We start from the raw sequence: 25,423 nt of genomic DNA, 5'->3' as shown, positions 1-25,423 counted from the left end.
TCAGGTCTTTCGTCCTATACGCGTGCGCGCCGGGTCATAACCCAGCAGCGCCGCCCCGGTGAAGACAAGCGCGGCAAGACAGGTCCACCCCAGAGCCGCGCCATTGAACTGTAGATACAGCGCGAAACGGATCAGTTCGACCGCATGGGTAAAGGGATTCACCGCACAGATGTCATGCAGCAGCTCCGAGCTTTCCGCCATCTTCCACAGCGGGTAAAGCGCGGACGAAAGAAAGAACATCGGGAAGATGACAAAATTCATAACCCCTGCAAAATTCTCCAGTTGCTTGATAAGGCTCGACAGCACCAACCCCAGCGCCCCAAGCATCAGCCCGGCCACCAGCAACGCGGGCAGCACGGCCACATAGCCCCAGCCCGGCATGGTGATTCCGAAAACCGCCGCGACGGCGAGAAAGGCATAGACCTGAAGGATCGAGATCATGGTAGACCCCACCAGTTTGCAGAACAGCAGCCAGCCCCGCGGCAGAGGCGACGTCAGCAACAGCTTCATCGACCCCATCTCGCGGTCATAGACCAGCGACAGCGACGATTGCATGCCGTTGAAGAGCAGGATCATCCCGCACAGACCCGGCACGATATACGTCTCGTAGGTAATGTAGGTCTGATAGGGCGGGATGATGCTGAGGCCGAGAGCGGCACGGAACCCGGCGGCAAAGACCAGCAGCCAGACCAGCGGGCGCACAAGGGCGGCGATGAACCGCTCGCGCTGGTGGATGAACCGCAGCGCCTCGCGCAACACGATGGCGCGGAGCGATGTCAGATAGGCCGTCAAGCCGCCGCCCCTGTCAGCGTCAGGAACCGCTCGTGCAACGTCATGTCACCCGCAACGTCACGGGCCGTGCCCCGGCTCAGGACACGGGCACGGTGCAGAATGATCAGATCGTCCATTGGCTGCACCTCGTCCGTCAGATGCGTGGCCCAGAGAATGGTCTTGCCGCCCTCGGCCAGCCGATGCGCATGCGCTGTAATCGACGCCCGCGCCGCAGCATCAAGGCCCACGGTGGGCTCGTCCAGCAACAGGACCGCAGGATCATGCAACAAAGCCCGCGCCAATTCGGTGCGCCGCCGGTGCCCGCCGTTCAGCGCGCGCGCCTTTTCGCCTGCGCGATCCCGCATCTCCAGCTGGTCGAGTGCCACGTCAATGCGGGCGCCGACGGCACGCCCGGACAAGCCCTGCAGAGCTGCGAAATAACTCAGGTTCTGGCGGACTGTCAGATCAAGGTCCAGCGTGCTTTGCTGAAACACGATCCCAAGGTCGGCCAATGCGGCACGCCGTGCGCGGGCGAGATCATGACCGGCAATTTCGATTTTCCCACCGGGTGCCACAAGGAGCCGCGTCAACAAACCGAACAACGTGGACTTGCCCGCACCGTTAGGTCCGAGCAACGCACAGAACCGACCCGCCCCAACCTCGAACGACACGTCCTCCAGCGCCTGTTTTGCGCCATAGGAATAATTGAGATCGCAAGCGCGCAGCCCGGTCACTTGATGGTGATTTCCAGGCGTTGAGTCTCACCTGTCGTGCCGGGAATCTTGATGTGATAAGACCCGGGCTTGATCGCGACAAAGCCGATTTCCATCTCGCCCGCCTCGTCGAATTCGATACTGTCGAGGCCAAGCGGGCGGATCTCCAGCCCTTCCACCACAATCTCGTCGATCCAGATCGCGCGAAAGAACTCCGGCCCGACAAGCGCCAGTTCCTGACTGCCGTCGCCCTGAATTTCGAATTCATAATATGTGCCGGATTTCAGCTCCCACGCCCCCTCTGACGCAATGGGTTCGCCCGCCGACAGGATGATGGGCGGCAAGTCCTCCTTGTTGCTGCCCGACAACAGCCCCGCCGCACCAAAGCTCGGTGCGTCGTCGTCATCAGCCAGAATGGTGGTGGGAAAAGCCAGAGCCAGAATGGTAGCCAAAGTCGCAAAGCGCATCTCGATATCCTTTCAAATCAGTTGGTCGGGCGGAAGGCAGCACCCCAAGGGAAACGCCCTACCTTGATGGATTTGATCGCCTCACGAGAGGCCACGTCGATCACCGTCACGTCGCCCGACACACCGTTGGTGGTGAACAGCTGCGACCGATCCGCGTTGAAGTCCATGTGCCAGACCCGGCGGCCCACGAGAATGTACTCCTCGACCTCATAGGTTTCGGCATTGACCACCGCGACATGGTTCGACGGCCCAAGCGCGACAAAAGCGTGCGTGTCACCCGCGGTAAACTCGAAGCCTACGGGTTGAACGCGGTCAGGATGGACGCCCTGAACGGCGAATTCGATCTTGGCCTTCTCGGACTGATCCGCCACGTCGAATACCGTGATTGTCCCCCCGATTTCGGAGCTGACCCACATTTCGGTTCCGTCCTTGACGAACTCCGCATGGCGCGGGCGGCTGTCGACCAGCGTATTGGCAAAAAGCTTTTGCGTCTCCGTGTCGATCCAGTGCGCCATGTTGGTGGTCTCTGATGTGGTTATGGCGATCTTGCCGTCAGGCGACACCGCCATGCCCTCGGGCTCCACGCCCACGTCGATCTGCGCGATCACCTTGCGGGTCTCGGTATCGACCACCGTGGTTATCGCGTCATCCTCGTTGGCAATATAGAGGTGGCGATCATTGGGATGCAGCACGAACTGCTCCGGGTCGTCGCCCGACGGCAGATCGTTTAGGATTTCGCCAGTCTCCGGGTCCATCACCTGTACCGCATTGCTGTCGGATGCGCAGATATAGACCCGGCTATAATCCTTGGAAAAGATGATCCCGCGCGGTCTTTCTCCGGTTTCGTAGGTCTGGACGACCTCCAGCGTCTCGGTCGAAATCACAGAGATCGTGTCGTCCTTTTCATTGGTGACCCAGATTTCACCAGCATGGGCGGCAGGGGCCATGAGGGCAAGTGCAACGGCAATTCTGATCATTCGAAAACCTCGCATGTGCTTTCCGGGCGGTCGAGACCCAGACTGTCCATTTCATTGACCCGATGCAGAAACCCCTCAAGCGGGGCCTGCGCGACCAGCGCACGCGGATGCGCCACGGCGATGGGCTGGCGCAGTTGACCGTTCCAGTCGCGATAGGTCAGGGGACGCCCCTTGAAGCCCGCCAGTTCAAATTCATCAGACAGGATATAGCCGCGCAGGGTGTCGACATCGCTGGCGTTGGTACGGGTAACCGCCTCGCCCAGCGTGCGCAGGGCGGCCCATGCGGCGTAGTCCTGCGCGTTCATCTCGCGCCCGTTCCGTTCGGTGAATCGCGACTGCAACTGGGCGGCGCCCCATTGTTCGATCACCGGCGACCAGGAGACCGCACTCAGTCCTTCGGATCCCACAACGGGACGCGCCGCCCAGGTGTTGTATAGAACATAACGCCCGAAATCATGGACTTCGTCGGCCAGGATCAGCGCATCGTAATCGCCAAAGTCCTGGGTAAACAGCGGCACCTCCTGTGCCGCGTTGCGCCGCATGTCGGCGTCAAAGACCCACGACTTTTCGCCTTTCAGACGAAGCCCGAACTTGGTCAGGGACCGCCGCATCGCCTCGGCATAGCTCTGGTCGGCGGCATGGGTGCCGACGATCATCACCAGATCCGTCCAGCGTTTCTGAACCAAGAGCTGCGCCAGCGCATCGGTGCGCATCGCGTCCGAGGCACCGGTATGAAGCACATTGGCGCGGCAATCGCCACTGCGAAGATCGGGATCACCGGCAGATACATTGAACAGCAGCGCCCCGCGCGCTTCGGGCAGATCGGCAATGCCCAGCATTTCCGCGGCGCTGGCATCTATCACCAGATAGGGCGTAACCCCCAACATCTCGCGCGCGACCGGCAAAGGGTCCTCTCCCTCGGCCACGGCAGCGGTGATCAGCTCATAGGTCTGGCCCAGAAACTTGCCGGTGGTCCGGTTGTCCTCCAACCCGGTGCGTGCGCCTGCAAGGCCGCTGTCCTCGGGAACCGGATCGAGATTCGACAGAGTTGGCGGCCTTGGCTGGGCGATCGTCAGATAGCCAACCGTCAGGCTCGTCTCTGCGCAAAGGAGAGCCGGAGTTAGCGTTGCTATCGCCATCAAAACTAATCGACGAAAGAGGTTTGATCGTATCATGAAGCCAGAATAGTCAGACCGTGGGACTTGTCTCTAGGACGTTGGTCTCGTTTTGATCGAGACACAACCAAAGTCCAATATCGCCCTGCCCCTCCTGTACCTTAGGAAGGTGGCAACAAATATGGCACAGGGAATCGCGATATGACGGGTACATTTGGAAGATCACTTGCTCTGGGCACGGCTCTGGCCGCTGCCGCCACTCTGGTTCTGGCACATGGTGACGTGGCGCCACAAGCCGTGGACACAACCGGTCTGCCTGAGGTGGGCGAGGACTGGCTGACCGAAAACCCCTATCGCGCGGACAAGGTCGGTGAAGATGTCTGGCTGCGCGCGATCGAGATTGGCGCATCGGGATACAACCAGAACTGCGCACGCTGCCACGGTCTCGAAGCGGTTTCGGGCGGGCTGGCACCCGACCTGCGGTACCTTGAGGCAGAAGAATACGGCGACGAATGGTATGCCGAGCGTTTCCGCGATGGATACACCCAGAACGGCATCACCAAGATGCCCGCCTTTGGCGAGCTGCTGGGCCAGGAAGCTGCCTGGGCGATCCGGACCTATGTCGAAGCCCGGCCTGATGAAGGCGCGCTCGATGACTACACGGACGAACTCAAGGGCCTGCGGGATCAGATTGCCGGATATGCCACCGACGCGTCCGGTGCCGACCAGGATGCCCTTGTCGCCCGGCTGAGCGAGATTGCAGCCGAGGTGGAAACCGGGTCCGGCGCACCGGTAGCCGACAGTGTCGCCTACCGCGCGGCTTACCTGATTGATGGCACACCCGAAGGCTACAAGGCGGCTGAAGAGGCATTGACGATTGGTCTGTCCGCTGCACACTAGGTTCATGGCCAAACGCATTCTTCCGACCCTTTCGCTGGTTCTGAGCCTGCTCCTGACGGGGCAGGCCCAGGCGGCTGACCCCTGTGCGGATTACGTCCCGCAAGCCAAGCCGCAGAATGTCGGACGCGACATCGTCGGCCAGGAACTCGACCAGATCGTCGAGCAGGGCCATATGCTCTTTGCCGTCTACGAGGATTATCCGCCCTATTCCTGGCAGGACGGCAGCACGCCGCGTGGCGTCGATGTCGACATCGCGCGCCTGATCGCCGAGGACCTGGGTGTCGAGGCACGGTTCAACTTTGTCGCCGCGGGCGAAAACCTGGACGCCGACCTGCGCAACAATATCTGGAAAGGCGCGCTGATCGGCGGTCGCATCTCCAATGTGATGATGCGCGTGCCCTACGACAGCGCCTTCAAGTGCCGGGTCGAACAGGTCGTGTTTACCGGCCAATACGCGGGCGAAAGCATCGCGATTGCCTATTCAAAAGCAGACTATCCCGAAGACAAGCCAGTCCCCGCCTATTTCCGGTTCGACCTCGTCGGGGTCGAGAACGACTCGATCTCTGACTTCTACCTCTCGGGCTTTGTTGGCGGTCAGCTGCGCGCGAACATCCGCCGCTACCCGTCCACAGGCGCCGCGATGGGGGCACTGGACGCGGGCGACGTCAAGGCCGTGATGGGGCCGCTGGCAGAGCTTGAGTATGGCCTGACCGACACAACCGCCGTTCATCAGCCACCACTGGCCGGTTTTGCAGTCAGCCGCTGGACACTGGGCGTGGCCGTCAACTTCCGCTACCGGCCATTGTCCTACGCCGTGGACGACGCGATTTTCGCCGCGCTTCAGGACGGACGCATCGCCGCGATTTACGCCAGCTATGGCCTCAGCCACAGCGCACCCGAACGATGATGACCTCGGTCTGACATACCGGACCCGCATGTCTCGGTCGATTATCGCGCTCATCTGAAAAGGCGATGACCGGCCACACGGTCATTGCACCAAACGAGAGACTCTCCCGGCAACTGGATTGGGGCGGAATGATCTCCGCCCCATTTTTTTGGGCAACGCCCGGTCAGAGAGAGGTCAGATCGCCTTGCCAGTCGACGAGCGTGACGCGCCGCACACCCGCCGCCTGACGAACCTGCCGGATCAGGGGCATATCCGCCAGCACCAACGCGGTGGACAATGCGTCGGCCATTGCGGCGCTGTCCGCCTCCACGGAAACGGTAGACCAGCGCGGCTGTCGTGTGGGGTGCACGATGTGACCGCCGCCCCCAAGGGGGGTTGCCAGCGGGCTTGAGGTTGCAATGGCACCCCGGTTCAGCCTGCGCGTCGCCAGCAAGCCATACTGCGGGTCTTCCACGCCCAGGCGCCAGTCGCCGCCGGTGGCGCGATATTCACCGATGTTGACCAGGGCGTTCTGGAATCCTGCACGTGCCAGTGCATCCGCCACGGCATCTGTTGCGAAGCCTTGCGCGATCCCGTTGAAGGTGAGAGCTTGTCCCGGTGCCAGACGGATCCTGTCCATGTCGAATGAAAGCCGGCCCCAGCCGACCAGATCGAATGCACCCTCCGGATCGTCGCCCGCGGCCATGGCGCGCCATACCGGTTGCACCGTCGGATCGAACAGACCTCCGGTCATCCGGTGCGCCGTATCAGCCAGGCCGAAAAGCCTCCTTAAAGGTGCCGAAGGCCGCAGATGCCCTTGCCGGTTCAGGCGAACCAGTTCTGAGCTGGGCAGGAACAGGGAAAAGCGCTGCTCCATCTCCCTCACGATCCGCTGCGTCCGATGCAGCGCCGCTTGCACAGCCTCATCGGGCCCGAACAACGTGATCGCCACCTCGGCGCCAAATGCCCGGCCCTGCCAACTATGCGAATGGCCAAGCGCCGGTGTCGCGGCGAAGGCTGCGGAAATGGTCAGAAAACGCCTGCGGTTCATTTTCATTCTGCCGCCAACTCCCGTCCACGCCCTTTGGCGGCCAGCACCAGCGGCACGCAACGGGCGGGATCATCATGGATAGCCACGCAATCAAGGCATTGGAAACACTCCGAATACTGGATTTCCCCGGTCTTCTTGATCGCCCCGTAGTTGCATTTGACCCGGCACAACTGGCAGGGCGACCCGCAGTCTGCCCTGCGCGCGATCCAGTCGCGGCCACGGATCAGCCCACCGATCGCCATCACGGCTCCCAGCGGGCACAGATAACGGCAGAAGCCCTTGAACAGCACCATTGAGAACAGCAGCAACGCCACCGCATAGGCCACGTAATACCATTCGCGCACGAAATAAGTGGTTATGGCGGTCTTGAACGGTTCCACCTCGATCGCCTTGTCAAGCGCGGCGGGCGCGCCGAACAGCAGCACCACCAGACCGGCCAACACCCCATACTTCAACAGCTTCAGCCGCGCATCCCAGACGCCCCGCGGTTTGATCACCGGCAGGCGCAGCAACCGGCCCAGATGATGGGCAAATTCCTGCATCGCCCCGAACGGGCACAGCCAACCGCAAAACAGCCCCCTGCCCCACAGCACAAAACCCACAATCGTCACCGCCCAGATCAGCAATGAGAACGGATCGTAAAGCAGGAAGGCAAGACTGCCGCCGTCCAGCGCGGTCCGTGCCACGGCAAGGGGTGTCGCGATGGAAAGTTGTCCCTGCCCCCACCAGCCGATGAAACCCAGCACCACCGCCAACACCCCCAACCGGAACGGTGTGAAGAACCGATGCCCCGCCAGCCGGTTCATGCCGAACAGCAGTAGCCCAATGAGCCCCGCAAGGAACACCGTCAGCGCAACCAGATCAACCGCGCGATTGCGCAGCGCTTCGACCCAGGGCGGGGCGGGCTTGATGACCTCCGGACGGGAATAGAACCGCTCTGGCACACGGTGGGTGGAGGTCAGGGTGACCGAGCCTATCTCAGGCTGAAAGCTTCCGTGTTCGCGCAGCGCGTCTATCTTGAGCGTCCATTCCGATGTCGGATCGAATCCCAGCCGCCGGTCCGTCCGCAGGATCAGCGCGGCGCCGTCATGCAAGGCTTCGGGCAGATCGTCGTTCAGGTCGACATAAATATCGCTGTCCCGAAAGGCGATGGGAAACCCCCCCTGTTCGGCGCTGATCAGGTCGGGTGATGTGTTGCGCACGAAATCTTCGGTCACCAGCCCGTGTCGGCCCGTCTCGATCAGCAGCACGGGTTCGTCGGTGTCGGAAATCTCCAGAAAGTTCTGCAACTCTTCGAACGCGCCATCGCTCAGCACCGCCCGCGCGATCGAGGGCGCGCCGATGTCGATCACCCATAGATCGAGGTAAGGTGCCTCTGGCGCCTCTTTCGCCTCTGGATCGTCGTCTTCCCACAACGTGCCCGCAAAGGCTGCGTCAACTTCGGCATTGCTCACAATCTTGCGTGTGGCAATGCCCTCGGCCACCAGATCGTCCCAGCTCAGCGTCTCCCGGTAGTCGCGGTCGGGATAGGCAGGCGGACCGGTGGAAACACCGCTCATTTTTTCGCGTGCGACCTGCAGTGTCGCGGCCAGAATGCTTTCGTGCGCGATCCGAACAGATGCCGTGCCCTTTGTCACTCCGTCGAGATAGACCAGCGCCGATCCTTCGGCAGCACCGCCATAGGGCGACCCCACGACCAGCGTGTCGGAAATAGAATGTCCGCGGTATTGCTTGAAGTAGTCATAGAACAACTTCTCCGGCAGACCCGAGACAAAGATCGGTTCGTTATGCGAAATCAGCTGGACGTCAAGAAACCTGCCATCGAGATCAAGCACCACCAGCATGTTGATCGAAGCCCCGGAAAAACCCGGGAGCGGCGCCATCGGCTCGGTCTCAAAGACATAGCCCGCCTCGGCGCCCCCTGAATTCAGCAACTGCCAGACACCCTTGTCATTGATCCGTTCGCCCAGGCTCATGGGCGGTACGATATAGGGTTCCAGAACGTCGCGCGGCAAGGGACCATCCTGCGCGGCAGCGATGCCCGCGCACCATAGCAGCCCCGCCAGCAGCACCGCGGTTATCTTTCCCAAGACCTTCATCATCGGTAGCCTATGCCGAGCCAGCGCCCCGCCCTATGCGACCTTGGTCTGAACCTTGGTAATACTTCTGTGCGGTCGGCGCGGTTCCATGCAAGGCTGACAGCCGACATGAACCGCACGCCCGCCGATATCAAAGCAGTGAGCCTGTCGCTGGTCGGCTTCGCCGCCCTGTGGTGGATTGCGGCGTGGCTTGGGGATGACCCCGCCGTGCTGCCTGACCCGGCAGAAGTCTGGCAGATCTTTCTGAAGGAAACCGCGTCCGGGGTTCTGCCGCATCATTTCACCGCCACCCTTCTGCGCGTCGCAGCGGCGTTCTTGCTGGCCTTGGGCATTGGCATCGTCCTCGGGATCGCAATGGGGGCCAACGCCCGGGTCAACCGATGGCTGTCAACCTGGGTCGTGCTTCTGTTGAACATCCCGGCGTTGGTGGTGATCGTGCTTTGCTACCTGTGGATCGGCCTTAACGAGGTGGCCGCAATCACAGCGGTCGCACTGAACAAGACAGCGATGGTCGCCGTATCCCTGCGGGAGGGGATGCATGCGCTGGATCCGAAAGTGCGCGACATGGCGCAGGTTTTCCGAATGGCGCCCCTGACGCGGCTGCGCTACATCATCCTGCCGCAACTCTGGCCCTACTTCGCGGCCTCGGTGCGCAACGGGCTGGCAATCATATGGAAAATCGTGCTGGTGGTGGAATTCCTGGGTCGCAGCAATGGCATCGGCTTTCAGATCCACCTCTATTTCCAACTTTTCGAGACCGGTTACGTGCTGGCCTATGCGCTTAGCTTCGTGGCCTTCATGCTCCTTCTCGAAGTGACCCTGATCAGCACGATAGAAACCCGCGCCACCCGCTGGCGACTGGGGACCGCAGCACGGAAGAGCTAGTAAAGCAGCGCACAGCCCAGGGTGCGTTCCATCGCGGCGACAAGTTCATCCACAGTCTCTGCGTCCACATATTCCCCGCCGGTTTCGGTGGCGAGGCATTCAGCGATACTGATCGTCTTGTTGTAGCCGCTCACGCCCTGGCTGTCCCAACCGAAATGTTCGCCCCGCACCTTGAAACCGATCACATGCACCGTGGTCGCCACACCCTCGGCGGCAATTTCGGTTGCAAGCCTGCAGGGCTGTCCGCCGCAGGTTTCCTTGCCGTCGGTCACCAGCACGATGGTTGCCGGTTTGCGGGTGTGATCTAGGGTTCGCGCCGCGAGGCCGACCGCGTCGGTCAGGGCGGTCCTGCCCTCGGGCTGCAACCCTTCGATGGCATCAATGATGGATGACGCGGCATCCGGACGAGGGGCAAACTTCAGGTCTATGCCGGAACAGACCTCCGTCGCCGCGCCCGGCCCGTAAATGATGAGCCCGATCCGCCGGTTCGGGGCAATCTGCGGCATGACCGAACGCATCGCACGGCGGGCATCAAAGATGCGCGGTTCCCCGATCTGGTTGAACCCGGTCTCGGCCATCGACCCGGATCCGTCAAAGACGATCATCGCATCCTCTGTACAATCCGCAACGAGCGGGGCCGCCACAAGTGACAGCGCCGCAGCCGCAGAAACCGTCCGCACCCAGACACCGGAAAACACCATGACCTTGCCACTCCCGCTACCCCCGATAGACGTACTCGGGTGCTGAAACCGCGTGTATGTCCTGCTCCAGCAGCGCATCCAGCACCGCACGGCCTTCGGACTTGCGGCAGACCGGATCTGGGGCCGCAGCATTGCCCAGGATCGCCATCGCCTGACAGCGGCAACCGCCGAAATCTATATCCCGACGTTCACAGGCCTGACACAGATCCGGCAACCAGTCGGTGCCACGATAGGCGTTGAACGCAGGGCTGTTGTACCAGAGTTCCGAAAGCGACTGGTTCAGCACTGTATCGAATGTCAGATGCGGGATCGTTTCGGCCGCGTGACAGGGCAGAACCGTACCATCCGGCGTGACGTTCAGGCCCGTGGAGCCCCAGCCATTCATGCAAGCCTTGGGAAAGTCGGAATAATAGTCCGGCGGCACGAAGTCGATCACCAGTTCGCCGCGCAATTCTTCCACGGCTTTCGCCACCGTCACCTTCGCCGCATCGACCTGCGCCCGGCTTGGCTGCAGTTGTGCGCGATTGACCAGCGCCCAGCCCTGGAACTGCACGCAAGCAATTTCGATCCGCCGCGCGCCAAGGCGCTGCGCCATCCGGATCGTGGCGGGCAGATCGTCGAGATTTGCCCGGTGCATCACGGCATTCAGGGTCAACGGAAAGCCGATGTCGGCAATCACCTCGGCCACATGCATCTTGCGGTCAAAACCACCTTCGTAGCCGCCGATCCGGTCCGCCATCGCGGCGGTGACACCCTGCAGCGACAGCTGCACGTGATCAAGCCCGGCCTCGTCCAGCGCCTTCAGGCGACGTTCCGTCAATCCGATGCCCGAGGTGATCAGGTTTGTATATAGCCCCGCCTCACGCGCAGCCACGACAAGCTCGACCAGGTCGCGCCGCGAGGCAGGCTCTCCCCCGGACAAATGCAGTTGCAGCACACCAAGGGCGGCGGCCTGACGGAACACATCCGCCCAGGCTTCGGTCGAAAGCTCCTTGTCCTTCGCGATCAGCTCGGTCGGGTTCGAGCAATAGGGGCAGGCCAGCGGGCAGCGATGGGTCAGTTCCGCCAACATCGCCATCGGCGGATCAACGCGGTTTGACATGCACCATCCCTTTCTCGACCAAATCCTTGACGAAAGCGATCACGTCGGGTTCGATCACATCCAGCGGCGCGTCATAGACCTGTGCCAAAGCCCGCGAAATGTCCGCAAGGTCGGCGGCGCCGTCCAGTTGCCCCAGCACCGCCACGCCCACCTGATCCAGCATCAAGACGCGCTCAGGGCCCAGCAGGACTTCGGTATCCCGCACCTTGTCGAAATGGGTCCGCACGCCGCGGGGCAGAAAAGGCACATCATCGCGCTGCATCAGCCCAGCCCCTGGCCCGGCTGCCAGCCACCGGGCGGAATGCGCCCCGGTTCGACATAAGCGGACCACAGCGCGTCAAGCTGCGCCCAAAGCACCTCGGTCTTGAAGGTCAGCGCAGCCACGGCGGCGTCCTGATCGGCGCGGGTACGGGCGTTGTCCATCACCCATTGCAGGCCAAAGGCCACGTCCTTCGGGGCTTCGGTCAGACGGTTCCGGAAATAGGACAGGGTATCGGTATTCGCGAAATCATAATGTTCCAGCAGGCCCGCAATACGGTTCTTGTGAATGGCCGGGGCAAACAGCTCGGTCAGTGACGAGGCCACCGCCGGCAGCAGTGGTTCGTCCCGGACGAACCGCACGTAGGCATCCACCGCAAATCGGGTCGCGGGCAGAATGCCGACCTCCGACCGCACGTAATCGGGGTCAAGCCCGACGCCTTCGGCCAGTTTCAGCCACCGTGCGATGCCGCCCTCTCCGGGCGTACGGCCATCGTGATCCTCGATCCGGGAGCGCCAGATGCGGCGCAGGTCGGGGTCATTCACACGCGACATGAAGGCCGCGTCCTTCATCGGGATCCGGGTCTGGTAATAGTAACGGTTGATCACCCAGGCGCGCACCTGATCCGGGGTGCAGCCGCCGGAATGCAGAAGATCGTGAAACGGGTGTTTGTCGTGGTACTGGCGTTCTCCGACGGCGCGCAAGCGGGCCTCGAAATCTGCCGGGCTGTCGGGCGTGTCTGTCACAATGTGATCTCCATCCCGTCACTGGCAATCTCCCAACCGGCCGCCAGCACCGATGCCCGTTCGGGACTGTCAGGCTGCAGAATCGGATTGGTGTTGTTGATGTGGATGTACATCCTGCGACCTGCGATATCTGCCAGCCGCTCAAGACTGCCGAGCGGACCATTCTGCGGCACATGCCCCATCCGCGCCCCGGTCTTTTCGCCGGTACCGGTGCGCTGCATATCGTCGTTGTTCCAGACCGTCCCGTCAAAAAGCAACAGATCGAACCCCTGCAAACGCCGCTTCAGCCAATCGGGGATCGCAGCGCATCCGGGCACATAGGCCACCCGCCGCCCGCCGCTTTCCAGGATCAGACCCACCGTCTGCTCGCCAACCTCTTCAAGGTTCAACTCATCACCTTCAAGAAACAACGCAACCTTGCCGGGCACCGCAAACGGCGTGATGGTCAGACCGGGCACAGGTTCAAAGCTGGCATCGAGTTCGATCCGTTGTTGTTTTACCAACTCGGGGTCCAGAACGCCGAACACGGAATTGCTGTTCAGAATGTCGAGGCCGCTGGCCGTCGCATGGACCGTAAAAGGCGTCTTTTCCCGCAAGGTCAGCGCACCGGCGATGTGATCAATGTCGCCATTGGTCAGCACCAGGGCCGCAATCGGCGTGTCGCGCAGACCACGCGGGTGCAACTGCGGCGTCCTGTCCAACTGGCTGCGGATATCAGGAGAGGCATTCAGGACGACCCAGTCTCTCCCATCGGGCGACACCGCGACAGAGGATTGTGTCATCCGCGGGATCAATCCGGCGCGGGCGTCCGCACAATTCCTGCAGCCGCAATTCCATTGGGGCAGCCCGCCGCCGGCGCCTGCCCCAAGTATCACCAGTTTCATGTCTGTGGTGTGATCAGATCAGTTCACGACCGGCGTCACGATCATCGTCCTCACCGGGACCGTACATGTTGATCTCCATGCCGCACTTGATTTCGCGCGCCTTAGGTTTGTTCCACGCCATTGCATATTCCTCCCTGTTACTCGCCACACCCTAACGGGAATCGGCATCTCTAAATATGCGACTTTAGGACTATGTAACACCCGGCACTTTAGTCCAAAAGACCAACGTCTAATGGATCGGCACCAGCCGAGAACCTACAAATGCAGCGCACAATCAAAAGGTCCGTTCATGCGCTTACTCAAAAGTCTTCTGACCACCGCCATCCTGACCATGCCCCTGTCAGCCCTTGCAGAGGGCGACGCCGAAAAAGGCGAAAAGGTCTTTCGAAAATGCCGAGCCTGCCATGAGGTCGGGCCGGAGGCCAAGGACAAATCCGGCCCAGCCCTGAACGGTATTGTCGGTGCCGCAGCGGGCGCATCCCCGGACTTCGGTTATTCCAAAGCGATGAAGGAAGCTGCCGAAACAGGGCTCATCTGGGACGAAGCCTCGCTCGCTGCATTCCTCACCAAACCCCGCGAATTCCTCAAGGGTACCAAGATGTCCTTTCCCGGCCTGCGCAAGGAAGCGGATGCGGCGAATGTGATCGCCTATCTGGCCCAATTCGAAGCCGTGTCGGAAAATTGAAAGGACATCAAAGATGAACCTGAGTGATACCAAAACCATCAATGCTGACCGCGAGACCGTTTTCGCGGCTCTGCTGAACCCGGAAGTGCTCAAAGCCTGTGTGCCGGGTTGTCAGGAAATGTCCGGCTCGCCCGAGGACGGGTTCGAGGCAACGGTGGTGCAAAAGGTCGGCCCGGTAAAGGCGACCTTCAAGGGCGCAGTGCAGCTCTCCGATATGAACCGTCCCGAAAGTCTGACCATCACCGGCGAAGGCAAGGGCGGTGCCGCCGGATTTGCCAAGGGCGGCGCGAACGTCCGTCTGGAAGCGGACGGCGACCAGACGATCCTGCACTACGAAGTCGAGGCCAAGGTCGGCGGCAAGCTCGCACAACTTGGCAGCCGGATCATCGACGGGTTTGCCAAGAAAATGGCCGATCAGTTCTTTTCCAATTTTCAGGAAGCCGTCGGCGGGCCAGACGAAGCCGCGCTTGCCGGTGCGGAAGCGGAGGCTGAACCGGCAAAGCCGAAAGGCTGGTTCCAGAGACTGAAAGGCTGATCCGAGGTCGATGCCGTGCGCTTTGCTGCCCGGCTCATCTTCCGCTCATGATCATGCGGAAACGAAGCTGGTCAAAGATCACCGCAAGGATCAGCAGCGCACCAAGCAACACCATCTGCATGTAGGAACTGACCTGCGCGAGGTTCATGCCGTTCTGGACCAGGATGATGAAAAAACCGCCCAGGACAACGTTTTCAACGCGCCCCAGCCCTCCTCTTAGCGACACGCCGGCGATGACGCAGGCCGCGATGGATTCAAGCGCGATTGTGCCGCCCAGATTGGCTTCGCCGGATTCGACGCGGGCGGTCAGCAAAAGACCCGTCAGCGCCGCAATCAGAGAGCATAGGATATAGGCCATCATCAGCGTGCGCTTGGTGTTGATCGCCGAAAGATGTGCGGCCTTGATATTGCCACCAACGGCATAGACCTGCGCGCCCAGCCGGGTACGGGCCATGAAAACCCACATCACGGCGATGCATAGGAGGGCGACAACCACCGGCACGGGTATCCCCCAAAGCCGACCAAACCCAAAGACGTTGCCGAACTCGAACGGCAGACCGGACACTGGAATGCCCCCTGTCAGGAACAGGGCAAGCCCGGCCCCCACCGAAGAGACGCCCAGCGTCATGATGAACGGCGACACGTCGAACACCGCAACCCCGATACCGTTGATGCCACCCACGATCAGGGCCGCCCCAAAGCCCGCAAATGCGCCGATGGCAATCGCCAGCCAGATCGCATCCGGGAAAATCGGCGCCATCGCCACCATGACCGTGGCCGAGATGACCGAGCTGAGCGCGATGACCGTCCCGACCGACAGGTCGAAACCCCCGGAAATCAGCACCAGCATCTGCCCGAGGGACACGAGGATCAGATAGACGGACTGCCGCCCGACATTGACTAGGTTCTGAAGGGTCAGAAAACGGTCCGACAGGATCGCGAATACCACAACCGCGATGCACAGGAAAAAAGGCAGAACCCCAAGCCGGATGAACAGCCGCTTGAGAAGGTTGTCCTTGGGTCCGTCGTCGGTCTGAGCGGTTGTCATACGGTCTCTCCGGTCTCATTGAAAAAGTTGCGCAGGACATTGTCTTCTGTCCGCTTCTCGCCGGTCAGTTCAGCGGTGATCCGCCCTTCGGCCATCACCAGCACGCGGTGTGACAGGTTCAGCACTTCGGGAAGATCGGATGAGACGACGATCACCGCCTTGCCTGACGCCGCGATATCGGCGATCAGCCGGTACAGGGCTGCACGGGTGCCCATATCGACACCGACAGTCGGCTCGTCAAAGATGAAAAGATCTGCGTCATGACCAAAGCTCTTGGCGAAAAGCACCTTCTGCTGGTTGCCGCCCGACAGTTGCGCGACAGGTTTCGGGCGGTAACTTTCCTTCAGCTCGACGGTCTCGAAAATCCCGGCTGCGGTCGTCCGCAACGCCCGCGGGCGGATCATCGGGCCCCGCGCTTCGCGTCCCATCATCAGGTCGATGTTCAGGTTCTGCCAGGAGGACTTCGCCAGATCGAGCCCTTCACTCTTGCGGTCCGAGGAAAGGTAGTAGATCCCCGCCCCGATCACGTCGCGCGTTGCCGTCGCGGTCAGATCCTTGCCTTTCCAGCTGACACTGCCGCTGCGAATTTTCTGCAGGCCCATGATCGCGCGAAACATGCGCGACTTTCCTGAACCGACAAGCCCCGCGATACCCAGCACCTCACCGCGTCTTGCTTCCAGGGATGCACCCCGGACGCCCCAGGAATGCAATGCGTCAATGCTCAGCAGAACATCTTCGGGGTCATGGGGGATATCGGGGTAAATATCCTTGATCGCACGCCCCGCCATCATCTCGACCAGGGTTGCCTCGTCGGTCTCTTTCATCGCCGTCGTGCCGATATAGGCCCCGTCACGCAGAACCGTGACACGGTCGGCGATGCGTTCGAATTCGTGAATCCGGTGCGAGATGTAGATGACTGCAACGCCCTGCTTTCTCAGCTTCAGGATCGTCTTGAACAGATGGTCCACCTCGCGATCGGTAAGCGACGCCGTCGGTTCGTCCAGGATCAGCACCTTTGGCGTGCCATGGAAGGCCTTGGCGATTTCCACCATCTGCTGCTGCGCGCGCGACAGCTGCGCCACCGGCGCGTTGACAGGAACATCAAAGCCAAGCTGGTCGATCAGCGATTGCGCCTTGCGTCGCATTTCGCCGTGATGTGTGAACGGCCCGATCCCGGGCTCGCGCCCCAGAAACATGTTCTGGGCCACCGTCATCGTCGGGATCAGGGAAAATTCCTGAAAGACAGTATAAATGCCGGCCGCCTGCGCATCCGAGACCGACGAAAAGCGAACCGGCTGTCCGTCGACAAGGATTTCGCCGTCGCTGGGCGTATTGGCCCCCGCCAGCAGCGAAATGAGCGTCGATTTACCGGCGCCGTTCTCGCCGAACAGCACATGAACTTCGCCTTCCTTCACATCGAAATCGACATGATCCAACGCCACGACCCCCGGATAGGTACGCGTCAGGCCCTTGGTCTGAATGACGGGAATGTTCGGCATGATGGGAAAGATCACTTTTGAGGTGTGCCGGGCAGACGAACCTGCCCGGCGCATGAGTTGGCGATTATTCGACCGAAAAAACGGGCGAGAAATCCTCAGGCGGCAGCACGGTGCTGCGATCCAGATCAGCGATATTGTCCTGGTTCACCACAAATATCTTGGGGCCGACATGCTTGACCACGTCCTCTTCTTCGAGGATGCGCACCGCCTGATCGACAGCCATACGCGCCTGAATGACCATGGAATCCGCCGGCGCCGCGGTGATGAACCCACGCTCGATCCCGGTCCAGACACCTGGCGTCAGGTAAAACGCCAGAATGCCCGTCTGATCCATCAGACCGCGCGACCGGATCACACCCTGTGCGGCTTCCGCAGTCACCGCCGTCCCCGCGATATAGTCGACATCGGGATTGGCCTGCAGGACGTCCTCCACAAGTTTCAGCTGTGCTTCCTTGCCGGTGTCGCCATAGCGGGGCTCAAGCACCTTGACGGCGCTCCCCTCGACGGCGGCCATGAAACCGGTGTTCGCGGCTTCAACCCAACCGGCACCCGCCGGACCCGGGAACCAGCCCACGGTGACTTCATCGCTCCCGGACGGATGCTTTTCGGCGAGGAACTTGCCGATTTCCGAGCCCATCGTGTTGAACGACACCAGCGCCTTGCCCGCGATATCCTGCGAAGACACGCCGTTGATCACGTCGATAACCGGAATGCCCTGCCCCGCGACTTCGGAGATGACCGAATTCAGACCGTCATAGGAGATCGCGCCGACGATGACGGCATCCGCACCACCCGCGACGCAGTCCTCGATCTGGCTGATCTGGTTCGCCAGTTCGGTATAGCCACCAGCCTCGGTCACGTTGAGTTTGACACCCAGACGGCGCGCCTCTTCGACCAGGCCGTAATCAACGCCAAGCCAATAGGCGTCCTTCATATGGGGCAACACCGCACAGATGTCCCAGGCCTGCGACGCCTTCTCCAAAGCCTCGTATGTGATGGGCGTGCGTTCCCCGTCCGCGGCGAACGCGGGCGTCGTTTCTTCGGCTTCATAGGGAAACCAGGTCTCTTGCGCGAAACCGACGGCAGGCAGACCTGCGACCGCCAATGCCGTGCCGAGCGTGAGCTTTTTCAGTGTTTTCGTCATTTTTCGTAACTCCCCTTGAGTTTATTGGCGATCATTGTGGCCGCCATTTTAGTTGGCTTACGTCGTGTCCGGCCGCGCCCTAGCTGAGCGCGCTCCGGATCTTGTCGAGCCGGGCCGTGCGCTCTTTGCGTGCGCTCAGCGCCGCCTGCATATCGACCTGCTTGAATCTGACGGGTGTGTTCGGCTGCAGCTGACCGATCAGATCCATGTCGGCAGAGATGATCGCGCCGATGGTGAAATATCCCCCACCGGACACCGCGTCGCGATGAAGAACAATCGGTTCGGACCCGCCGGGGATCTGGATGGACCCGTAGGAATAGCATCCGTCGACGATATTCGACGGATCCGATCCGGCGCCGAAAGGCTGTTCACGCTCCACGAATTCCATCGGGTTGCCCCCGCGAAAGCGATACCCCATGCGGTCCGCTTCGGGCGCGACCTTCCATTCATCATCAAAGAACTGCTTTTGCGACCCTTCCGTCAGCCGGTGCCAGTACAGCCCCGGCAATACGCGCAGCTCTACCGGCTTGGGCAGCTCTGCCAGCAGCGTACGATCCAGCGCGCGTTCCTTTGCGGCTGACGTGGCCTGCCCCACCGGCACCGTGTCTCCGGCGGCCAGGGCGCGGCCTTCGAAACCGCCAAGCGCGCCAATCGGATAGGTCGACCGACTGCCAAGAGCGGGCGGCGTATCAATACCGCCGGCGATGGCGATATAAATGCGCGCACCGGTTTTCAGATAACCGAACTTCAGCGTCTGGCCCGCCTTGACCGTAAAGGAGGACCAGCAGTCGCGCTCTTGCCCATCGACCAGAACAGGCATTTCCGCGCCACCGATGGCGACCAGCGCATCGTCGTTGAACTTCAGCTCCGGCCCCATGAAGACCGCTTCCAGACCGGCGGCATCCTCGGGATTGCCGACCAGCATGTTCGCGATCCGCATCGCCGCACGGTCCATCGCGCCGCCTTCGGGAATGCCCAGGTGAAAATATCCGGGCCGACCCAGATCCTGAATCGTGGTCAGCAGGCCGGGTTTGACAACTTCAAACGTCATTGAGGGCCTCCATCAGTTTGGCATTGGTTGCTTCGATGTCGCCGTTGAAATCTTCCAGATCGAAGATCACGGATGCGCTCCGGGGTTCATAGGTGCCCTCTTCGACCTCTTTGACGATCCTGTCGTATTCGTCGCGGTCGATGGGCTTGAACTTCACGATGTCGCCGGGGCGGAAGAACACCATGAAATCCTTCAGGTAACTCACCTCTTCGTCGGCATCGAAAATCGTCATCGGCGTGATGCCGAACATCTGGTAGCCGCCCGCGCCCCGCACCGAATAGATGCACGAAAAACACCCGCCATATCCGACAGTCTGCTTTGGCGTATCCGTACGCGGCTTGAGGTATTTCGGCACCTCGATCTGCTTTTCGCGTTCGACGAGCTGATAAAGGAACGGCAGACCGGACACAAAACCAACCATCGACACGAACCAGGGCGCGGAATGATGCGCCTCGATGAACGCCTCGACGCTGTCGTACCCGTTGATCCGCGCGGCATAGTCCAGATCGGTGCCGGTGGGGTCCTGGTGACGTTCACGAAACCGCATGACGCAATCATGGGTCCATGGATCCTGATAGAATACCGGTACCTCGATGATACGTGTCTCCAGCCGCTTTTCAGCGTTGATCGCCTTTTCCTCCAGCTCCTTGAGCTTGGCCATCATATCTTCTGGCGCGATCACCTCGGGATCATAGCGCACCTGAAAGGACGCATTCGCAGGGCAGATTTCCCGCACGCCCTCAATGTCCGCATCGCGCGCCGCGTTGCTCATGGCGAGGGACTTAAAGAAGGCGTCGAGCGACATTTCCTCGTCCATCTCGACGAAAATATGTTCATCGCCGCCGTATGAATATCGTGTCTTCACGTTGCTCCTCCTGTCTGATCAGCAAGGTTGCCCGCATCGAGCCATGGCTCCAGCCATTGCGTATGGATGCGGCCCGCGCGCACATCCGGCGAAGTCGCCAGCGCCTTGTGCAGCGGTATGGTGGTTTTCAATCCACCAATTTCGATTGTCTCAAGCGCCGTCTGCATCTTGTCGATGGCGGCTTCGCGGTCCTGCGCGTGCACGATCAGCTTCCCGATCAGAGAATCGTAGAAGGGCGGAATCTGGTAGCCCTCGTAGAGAAAATGATCGAGCCGGATACCGTCGCTTTCGGGCAGCTCCAGTTTGCCCACGACACCCGGAAACGGCATGAATTTCTTCAGCGGATCTTCGGCGTTCAGCCGAACCTCTATCGCGTGACCCTTCAGCGTGATGTCCTCTTGCTCTACCGTCAGAGGCTCGCCGCCAGCAACGCGGATCATCATGGCCACGAGGTCCAGACCGGTGACCATTTCGGTCACGGGGTGTTCGACCTGAATGCGCGTGTTCATTTCGATGAAATAGAACGCGTCATCCCTGCTGTCGTAAAGGTACTCGACCGTACCTGCCCCGCGATATTGCACGGCCTCGGCCAGATCGACGGCCGACTTGCACATGGCGGCCCGTGTCGCGTCGGGCAGGTCAAAGGCAGGCGCTTCCTCCCAGACCTTCTGACGCCGGCGTTGCAGCGAACATTCCCGCTCAAAGCAGTGAACCGCGCGTGTGCCATCCGCCAAGATCTGCACCTCGACATGGCGCGGCTCCGTGATGACCTTTTCGATATAGATCCCACCATCACCAAAGGCGGCCTCCGCCTCTTGCCGCGCTTGTGGTGCAAGTTTCTTCAGCTCCTCCGGCGTCTCGGCGATGCGAATACCGCGACCGCCCCCACCGGCGCTTGCCTTGATCATGACCGGATAGCCGATCTGCTGGGCGATATGGGCGGCCTTGTCCATGTCATCCACCCGACCGTCCGAGCCGGGCACCAGGGGAACACCGGCTTTTTCCGCGGCCTGACGGGCGGACACCTTGTCGCCCATGCTTTGGATCGTATCGGCGGATGGGCCGACAAAGATCATGCCGGCCTCCTCGACCGCGCGGGCGAATTTCGGGCTTTCCGCCAGAAACCCGTAGCCCGGATGCACGGCGTCCGCGTTGGCATCTTTTGCCGCCTGCACAACCGCATCGACGTTCAGATAGCTTTTCGACGCCGGCGGCGGGCCGATGCAGACAGCTTCGTCCGCCATCCTTGCCGCCAGCATTTCAGCATCGGCTTCGGAATGCGCCTGAATGGTATGAATGCCAAGGCCCTGCGCCGCGCGCACAATCCGCACGGCAATCTCGCCCCGGTTCGCGATGAATAGGCGTTTGATGTCCATCTTACTTCAACGTCGCCAGAACGTCGCCCGCTGATACAGCCGCTTCATTCTCGACCGCATAGCCACCAAAGGTGCCATCGGCTTCGGCCTGAACCTCGATGAAGGACTTCATGACCTCGACCAGGCCGATGGTTTCGCCAGTGGCGACTTTGTCACCTTCGGATTTGAACGGTGGGTCTTCCGGCGACGGCTTGTGGTAGAACGTGCCCGGAACGGGTGCTTGAATATCTGCCATGAGTGTTTCTCCTTATGATTAATCGCTGGCGTTCTCTGCCAGCACGTCGCGCGCCGACGCGATGCGGATACCGTTGTCTGTCAGCGTCTTTCGGATCGCCGTGAGGGTCTCTACCGCACCCGGCGTGTCGGAATGCACGCAGATGGATTCAAACGCCACATCCACGACCTTGCCGCTTTCGGTCTCGACCTTGCCTTCCTGGCAGGCGCGCAGACACTTCTGTGCGATCGCCTCCGGATCGGCAGCGGCCCCCTTCCGGGTAAAGATGATCATGCCGTCATCGCCATAATCCCGATCCGCAAAGAACTCGCGCACGACCGGATGCGAATGCCGTTTGGCGACATCATAGGTCAACGCCGGTCCCATGCAGTAGAGGATCAGATCGGGGGACGTGGCCTGCAGCGTCTCGACCAGGTGCCTGGACAGATCCTCGTTCGAGGCCGCCTCCATATAGAGCGCCCCATGGGGTTTGACGTGCTGCAGCGGCATGTCGTGCCGCCGTCCGAATTCGCGCATCGCGCCGACCTGATAGAGGATGTCGTTGACCAGCTCTTCGTTCGTGGCGACAATCTTGCGACGGCCGAAGCCCTGCAGATCCTTGTAGGCGGGATGGGCTCCCAATGCGACACCGTGCGCCTTGGCCAGCGACACCATCCTGTTCATCGAATTCGGATCGCCCGCATGGAAACCCGTTGCGATATTGGCAGAACTGATCAGCGCCATCAGTTCTTCGTCAGGCGCGTCCCCATAGCTCCAGTGACCAAAACCTTCTCCCATATCGCAGTTCAGATCGATAACCTTGCGCATCGCGACACCCCAGAAATTTACCGTTTCGGAAAGGATGCTGCGCGATTCAATGTTTGTAAAATTGAATTTTCCGGGGCACATTTATCGGAAAATCCGATAATGAACCAATGGACGCAGATGCATGAAATTAAGGCAATTAAAGTACTTCGTCGCCACGGCCGAGACGGCCCAGGTCAGCAGAGCGGCGACCGCGCTGTCGATTTCGCAATCATCCGTGACGACGGCAATCAGGGATCTCGAAGCGTCCCTGGGCGCCAAACTGTTCCACCGGACGCAGCAGGGCATGGACCTGACGGATGCCGGTCGCGAACTGCTGGCATCTGCCTATGTCATCCTGGGAAAGCTGGAAGACGCAAAGAACTTGCGCCATCGCGATACGGACTCGTCAGGGACCATTCGCATCGCCGCCAGCTATACCGTGATGGGGTATTTTCTGCCGTATCATCTGGATCGGCTGCGGCGCCTGCACCCGAATCTCGAAATACAACTGCATGAACTGAACCGCGACAGCATCGAGGAAGGACTGCTCGGAGACCGCTTTGACGTCGCCGTAATGCTGACGTCGAACATCACGAATGCGCGTCTGGACAGCGAGACACTCTTGCGATCCACCAGACGGCTCTGGGTCGCAAGCGGGCATCGGTTCGAACAGCGCCGCAGCATCAGCTTTGAAGAGATCGCGGAAGAAGAGATGATCCTTCTGACCGTCGATGAAGCCGCCAACACCGCCATGAAATACTGGAGCTCGCAGGCGACACAGCCGCGCATCAGCCTGAGAACCAGTTCAATCGAAGCGGTGCGGTCCATGGTGGCCAATGGCCAGGGCATCACCATCTTGACCGACATGGTTTATCGGCCCTGGTCGCTTGAAGGAAAGCGGATCGCCACGGTTTTGCCTGGAACACCTGTGCCCACCATGGATGTCGGTCTTGCCTGGCGGCGGGGTGCTGCATTCTCGCCTCAGATGGACATGATCTATGCCTATTTCCACAAGGCATTCAATTCACCCTTCTCGGCGTGATCCATTGGATCAGGGCAATGCCATCACAGCACCGGGCCAATCGTCGCGATGACATTGTTCCAGATGCGCCGATGCCGGGGCCATGCGGCAACCAGATCCAGCGTCACGGGATCCGACCGGGCGATGTAATCCCGCTGGCGGTCACGGACGGCGCGCGTCACGCCCTCATCCTGCAGAACGATATTGTTCTCATAGTTCAGATCAAAACTTCGCAGATCGAGGTTCGATGACCCGACCAGGGTCACCTTGGCATCCACGACCAGCGTCTTGGCATGCAGGAGGCCATCCTTGAATTCGTGTATCATGCATCCCGCTGACAGCAGCCTGCGGTAATAGCTTCGGCTCACCGCCGCGACAATCCAGCTGTCGTTGAGCTTGGGAAAGATCAGCGTCACCGCGACGCCACGATGGGCGGCGGAACACAAGGCATCCAGAACCGTCGCATCCGGCACGAAGTACGGGGTCGAAAGCGTCAGCTCCTTCTCGGCACAGCCGATGAGCGCGGAAAAAAGCTGCGGCGTGGCGCTGCGGCGTTCGGTCGGGCCGTCCCCCATCACCAATGCGGGAAAACCACCTTCGATCGGGTTCGAAGCCAGCGTGAACCCATCCAGATTTTCGCCGGTCGCCTGCATCCAGTCGCTCAGAAACAGAAGCTCGTTCTGCGCGACGATCGCCCCTTCGAGGCGCAGCATGATATCGACCCAGGGTGCGAATCTCGCCTTGATCGAGAACTCGGGGTCGGCAGCGTTCCGGCTGCCGCAGTAGGTGATCTTGCCGTCAATGACCGTGATCTTGCGATGATTGCGCAGATCAATGCGGCTGGTCAGCATCGTGCGAAGGGGCTTGTCCATCGGCAACGCGACCGCCATCTTCACACCCGCATCTTTCATCTGCTGCCACAGGGGCGACCTGATCAACGCCCGTGACCCAAGGCCATCTGCCATCGCCCGGCAGGTCACGCCCCGCTGTGCGGCGCGGATCAGCGCCCGTGCGACATCCGTACCGGTCCGGTCCTCCAGCCATATGTAATACAGCAGGTGAACATGGCTTTGGGCCGCCTCGATATCGGCGATCAGATGCGCCTGCGTGGCCGCCGCGTCGGCCATCAGTTCGGCGCGGTTTCCCGCGACCGTATGAAAACCATTGATCGACCCCGCATAACGAAAGGCCGTCCGGTAAAGCGGATCAATCAGTCGCTCGGTAGCGTCCGGCGTCCCCATCAGATGGGACGCCTTGGCGCGGATCTGGTCAAAGACTTCGCCGTGACGCCTGTTCGCCCGGCTCCCGAGGTCGATCTCGCCAAACAGGAAGTACACGATGCCCCCGACATAGGGCAGCACCGCCAGGATGATAAACCACGCCAGCCGCGCCTGTGGCGACAGATCATCGCGCAGCAGGATGCGCAGCGTAAAGCCGATGACGGTCACCACATGAAGGGCAAGCAGAAGCGCCGCCATCAAGGGCCCTGCGTGACTGCGATGTCGCTACCAAAGGACATATGATCCACACCACCCGGTGTTGCCTGTAGACTCATGTCTTATCCGTGATTGTTCCGCCCCGCCAGCCTTCTGCTCAGGCCGCTCTTGCCCGCCCGGCAGCGC

28 protein-coding genes are annotated in these 25,423 nt (G+C 60.9%); 6 read left to right on the top strand and 22 right to left on the bottom strand.

The window, feature by feature from the left end; all coding sequences use genetic code 11:
- Genes FIU94_RS18490 through FIU94_RS18470 form a run of 5 tightly spaced genes read right to left on the bottom strand, consistent with a single transcriptional unit; the run spans position 1 to position 4,067 of the window.
- Positions 1 to 792 carry an ABC transporter permease gene (locus FIU94_RS18490; protein WP_152467303.1) on the bottom strand — a complete coding sequence of 264 codons (792 nt, stop codon included), beginning with the start codon at positions 790 to 792 and terminating at the stop codon, positions 1 to 3.
- Entirely contained in the window at positions 789 to 1,505 is a 717-nt protein-coding gene (locus FIU94_RS18485) for an ATP-binding cassette domain-containing protein (RefSeq protein WP_152467302.1), read from the bottom strand. Before FIU94_RS18485 ends, FIU94_RS18490 begins: the two co-directional genes overlap by 4 nt.
- Positions 1,502 to 1,951, bottom strand: a complete 450-nt coding sequence (locus FIU94_RS18480; RefSeq protein ID WP_152467301.1) for a hypothetical protein — start codon at positions 1,949 to 1,951, stop codon at positions 1,502 to 1,504. Before FIU94_RS18480 ends, FIU94_RS18485 begins: the two co-directional genes overlap by 4 nt.
- A 17-nt stretch (positions 1,952 to 1,968) precedes the next feature.
- Entirely contained in the window at positions 1,969 to 2,928 is a 960-nt protein-coding gene (locus FIU94_RS18475) for a YVTN family beta-propeller repeat protein (protein ID WP_152467300.1), read from the bottom strand.
- Entirely contained in the window at positions 2,925 to 4,067 is a 1,143-nt protein-coding gene (locus FIU94_RS18470; RefSeq protein ID WP_152467299.1) for an ABC transporter substrate-binding protein, read from the bottom strand. Before FIU94_RS18470 ends, FIU94_RS18475 begins: the two co-directional genes overlap by 4 nt.
- 177 nt (positions 4,068 to 4,244) lie before the next feature.
- On the opposite strand from FIU94_RS18470, the gene pedF reads away from it, so the two are divergent.
- A complete protein-coding gene (gene pedF / locus FIU94_RS18465) occupies positions 4,245 to 4,943 on the top strand; it encodes a cytochrome c-550 PedF (protein ID WP_152467298.1) in 699 nt (232 codons plus the stop codon).
- Positions 4,944 to 4,947: 4 nt separating this feature from the next.
- Positions 4,948 to 5,850 (top strand): ABC transporter substrate-binding protein, encoded by a 903-nt coding sequence (locus tag FIU94_RS18460; RefSeq protein ID WP_152467297.1) that lies wholly within the window; start codon positions 4,948 to 4,950, stop codon positions 5,848 to 5,850.
- A gap of 163 nt (positions 5,851 to 6,013) precedes the next feature.
- Here the strand turns inward: FIU94_RS18460 and FIU94_RS18455 are convergent, their stop codons facing one another.
- Both FIU94_RS18455 and FIU94_RS18450 read right to left on the bottom strand, forming a co-directional pair.
- Positions 6,014 to 6,880 carry an FAD:protein FMN transferase gene (locus FIU94_RS18455; RefSeq protein WP_254702682.1) on the bottom strand — a complete coding sequence of 289 codons (867 nt, stop codon included), beginning with the start codon at positions 6,878 to 6,880 and terminating at the stop codon, positions 6,014 to 6,016.
- 2 nt (positions 6,881 to 6,882) lie between these two features.
- Positions 6,883 to 8,979, bottom strand: a complete 2,097-nt coding sequence (locus FIU94_RS18450) for a 4Fe-4S binding protein (protein WP_152467364.1) — start codon at positions 8,977 to 8,979, stop codon at positions 6,883 to 6,885.
- Positions 8,980 to 9,087: 108 nt separating this feature from the next.
- On the opposite strand from FIU94_RS18450, the gene FIU94_RS18445 reads away from it, so the two are divergent.
- The gene (locus tag FIU94_RS18445; protein WP_152467295.1) at positions 9,088 to 9,864 is read left to right on the top strand and encodes an ABC transporter permease; all 777 of its coding nucleotides are present in this window, start codon (positions 9,088 to 9,090) and stop codon (positions 9,862 to 9,864) included.
- On the opposite strand, the gene FIU94_RS18440 is transcribed toward FIU94_RS18445, so the two are convergent.
- The 6 genes from FIU94_RS18440 to pqqA are packed head-to-tail and all read right to left on the bottom strand — an operon-like array spanning position 9,861 to position 13,677.
- Positions 9,861 to 10,565 (bottom strand): VWA domain-containing protein, encoded by a 705-nt coding sequence (locus FIU94_RS18440; RefSeq protein ID WP_254702681.1) that lies wholly within the window; start codon positions 10,563 to 10,565, stop codon positions 9,861 to 9,863. The two genes, FIU94_RS18445 and FIU94_RS18440, sit on opposite strands and share 4 nt — an antisense overlap.
- Positions 10,566 to 10,581: 16 nt before the next feature.
- Positions 10,582 to 11,667, bottom strand: coding sequence for a pyrroloquinoline quinone biosynthesis protein PqqE (gene pqqE / locus FIU94_RS18435; RefSeq protein WP_152467294.1), 1,086 nt, complete (start codon positions 11,665 to 11,667; stop codon positions 10,582 to 10,584).
- Entirely contained in the window at positions 11,651 to 11,929 is a 279-nt protein-coding gene (gene pqqD, locus FIU94_RS18430; protein ID WP_152467293.1) for a pyrroloquinoline quinone biosynthesis peptide chaperone PqqD, read from the bottom strand. Before pqqD ends, pqqE begins: the two co-directional genes overlap by 17 nt.
- Positions 11,929 to 12,672 carry a pyrroloquinoline-quinone synthase PqqC gene (pqqC, locus tag FIU94_RS18425; protein WP_152467292.1) on the bottom strand — a complete coding sequence of 248 codons (744 nt, stop codon included), beginning with the start codon at positions 12,670 to 12,672 and terminating at the stop codon, positions 11,929 to 11,931. Before pqqC ends, pqqD begins: the two co-directional genes overlap by 1 nt.
- A complete protein-coding gene (pqqB, locus tag FIU94_RS18420; RefSeq protein ID WP_152467291.1) occupies positions 12,669 to 13,556 on the bottom strand; it encodes a pyrroloquinoline quinone biosynthesis protein PqqB in 888 nt (295 codons plus the stop codon). Before pqqB ends, pqqC begins: the two co-directional genes overlap by 4 nt.
- Before the next feature lie 13 nt (positions 13,557 to 13,569).
- Positions 13,570 to 13,677 carry a pyrroloquinoline quinone precursor peptide PqqA gene (pqqA, locus tag FIU94_RS18415; RefSeq protein WP_152467290.1) on the bottom strand — a complete coding sequence of 36 codons (108 nt, stop codon included), beginning with the start codon at positions 13,675 to 13,677 and terminating at the stop codon, positions 13,570 to 13,572.
- Positions 13,678 to 13,845: 168 nt separating this feature from the next.
- Here pqqA and FIU94_RS18410 point away from each other — a divergent pair, with 168 nt between their 5' ends.
- Together FIU94_RS18410 and FIU94_RS18405 are read left to right on the top strand one after the other, a co-directional pair.
- Positions 13,846 to 14,241: a cytochrome c family protein gene (locus FIU94_RS18410; RefSeq protein ID WP_152467289.1), complete on the top strand. Its 396-nt coding sequence runs from the start codon at positions 13,846 to 13,848 to the stop codon at positions 14,239 to 14,241.
- A 13-nt stretch (positions 14,242 to 14,254) separates the two neighbouring features.
- On the top strand, positions 14,255 to 14,776 hold the full coding sequence (locus tag FIU94_RS18405) for a CoxG family protein (RefSeq protein ID WP_152467288.1): 522 nt from the start codon (positions 14,255 to 14,257) through the stop codon (positions 14,774 to 14,776).
- 34 nt (positions 14,777 to 14,810) lie between these two features.
- Here the strand turns inward: FIU94_RS18405 and FIU94_RS18400 are convergent, their stop codons facing one another.
- The 8 genes from FIU94_RS18400 to FIU94_RS18365 form a co-directional block, all read right to left on the bottom strand.
- Positions 14,811 to 15,824, bottom strand: a complete 1,014-nt coding sequence (locus tag FIU94_RS18400) for an ABC transporter permease (RefSeq protein WP_152467287.1) — start codon at positions 15,822 to 15,824, stop codon at positions 14,811 to 14,813.
- The gene (locus tag FIU94_RS18395; RefSeq protein ID WP_152467286.1) at positions 15,821 to 17,323 is read right to left on the bottom strand and encodes a sugar ABC transporter ATP-binding protein; all 1,503 of its coding nucleotides are present in this window, start codon (positions 17,321 to 17,323) and stop codon (positions 15,821 to 15,823) included. The genes FIU94_RS18400 and FIU94_RS18395 overlap by 4 nt, the downstream gene beginning before the upstream one ends.
- A gap of 64 nt (positions 17,324 to 17,387) precedes the next feature.
- The gene (gene torT, locus FIU94_RS18390; protein ID WP_152467285.1) at positions 17,388 to 18,467 is read right to left on the bottom strand and encodes a TMAO reductase system periplasmic protein TorT; all 1,080 of its coding nucleotides are present in this window, start codon (positions 18,465 to 18,467) and stop codon (positions 17,388 to 17,390) included.
- A 79-nt stretch (positions 18,468 to 18,546) separates the two neighbouring features.
- On the bottom strand, positions 18,547 to 19,518 hold the full coding sequence (locus FIU94_RS18385; RefSeq protein WP_152467284.1) for a biotin-dependent carboxyltransferase family protein: 972 nt from the start codon (positions 19,516 to 19,518) through the stop codon (positions 18,547 to 18,549).
- Entirely contained in the window at positions 19,508 to 20,383 is an 876-nt protein-coding gene (locus FIU94_RS18380; RefSeq protein WP_152467283.1) for an allophanate hydrolase subunit 1, read from the bottom strand. The genes FIU94_RS18385 and FIU94_RS18380 overlap by 11 nt, the downstream gene beginning before the upstream one ends.
- On the bottom strand, positions 20,380 to 21,759 hold the full coding sequence (locus FIU94_RS18375) for an acetyl-CoA carboxylase biotin carboxylase subunit (RefSeq protein ID WP_152467282.1): 1,380 nt from the start codon (positions 21,757 to 21,759) through the stop codon (positions 20,380 to 20,382). Before FIU94_RS18375 ends, FIU94_RS18380 begins: the two co-directional genes overlap by 4 nt.
- Position 21,760: 1 nt before the next feature.
- Positions 21,761 to 21,994, bottom strand: a complete 234-nt coding sequence (locus tag FIU94_RS18370) for an acetyl-CoA carboxylase (protein ID WP_152467281.1) — start codon at positions 21,992 to 21,994, stop codon at positions 21,761 to 21,763.
- An 18-nt stretch (positions 21,995 to 22,012) separates the two neighbouring features.
- Positions 22,013 to 22,801: a 5-oxoprolinase subunit PxpA gene (locus FIU94_RS18365; RefSeq protein WP_152467280.1), complete on the bottom strand. Its 789-nt coding sequence runs from the start codon at positions 22,799 to 22,801 to the stop codon at positions 22,013 to 22,015.
- Positions 22,802 to 22,922: 121 nt separating this feature from the next.
- Between FIU94_RS18365 and FIU94_RS18360 the strand changes: the two genes are divergently transcribed.
- Positions 22,923 to 23,822, top strand: a complete 900-nt coding sequence (locus FIU94_RS18360) for a LysR family transcriptional regulator (protein ID WP_152467279.1) — start codon at positions 22,923 to 22,925, stop codon at positions 23,820 to 23,822.
- A 23-nt stretch (positions 23,823 to 23,845) separates the two neighbouring features.
- Here the strand turns inward: FIU94_RS18360 and cls are convergent, their stop codons facing one another.
- The gene (cls, locus tag FIU94_RS18355) at positions 23,846 to 25,279 is read right to left on the bottom strand and encodes a cardiolipin synthase (protein WP_152467278.1); all 1,434 of its coding nucleotides are present in this window, start codon (positions 25,277 to 25,279) and stop codon (positions 23,846 to 23,848) included.
- Positions 25,280 to 25,423 lie beyond the last annotated feature (144 nt).

It is taken from the genome of Sulfitobacter sp. THAF37 (assembly GCF_009363555.1).
Taxonomy (GTDB): Bacteria; Pseudomonadota; Alphaproteobacteria; order Rhodobacterales; family Rhodobacteraceae; genus Sulfitobacter.
Note: the sequence above shows the minus strand (reverse complement) of the source record. Positions and strands in the feature narration are given on the sequence as shown.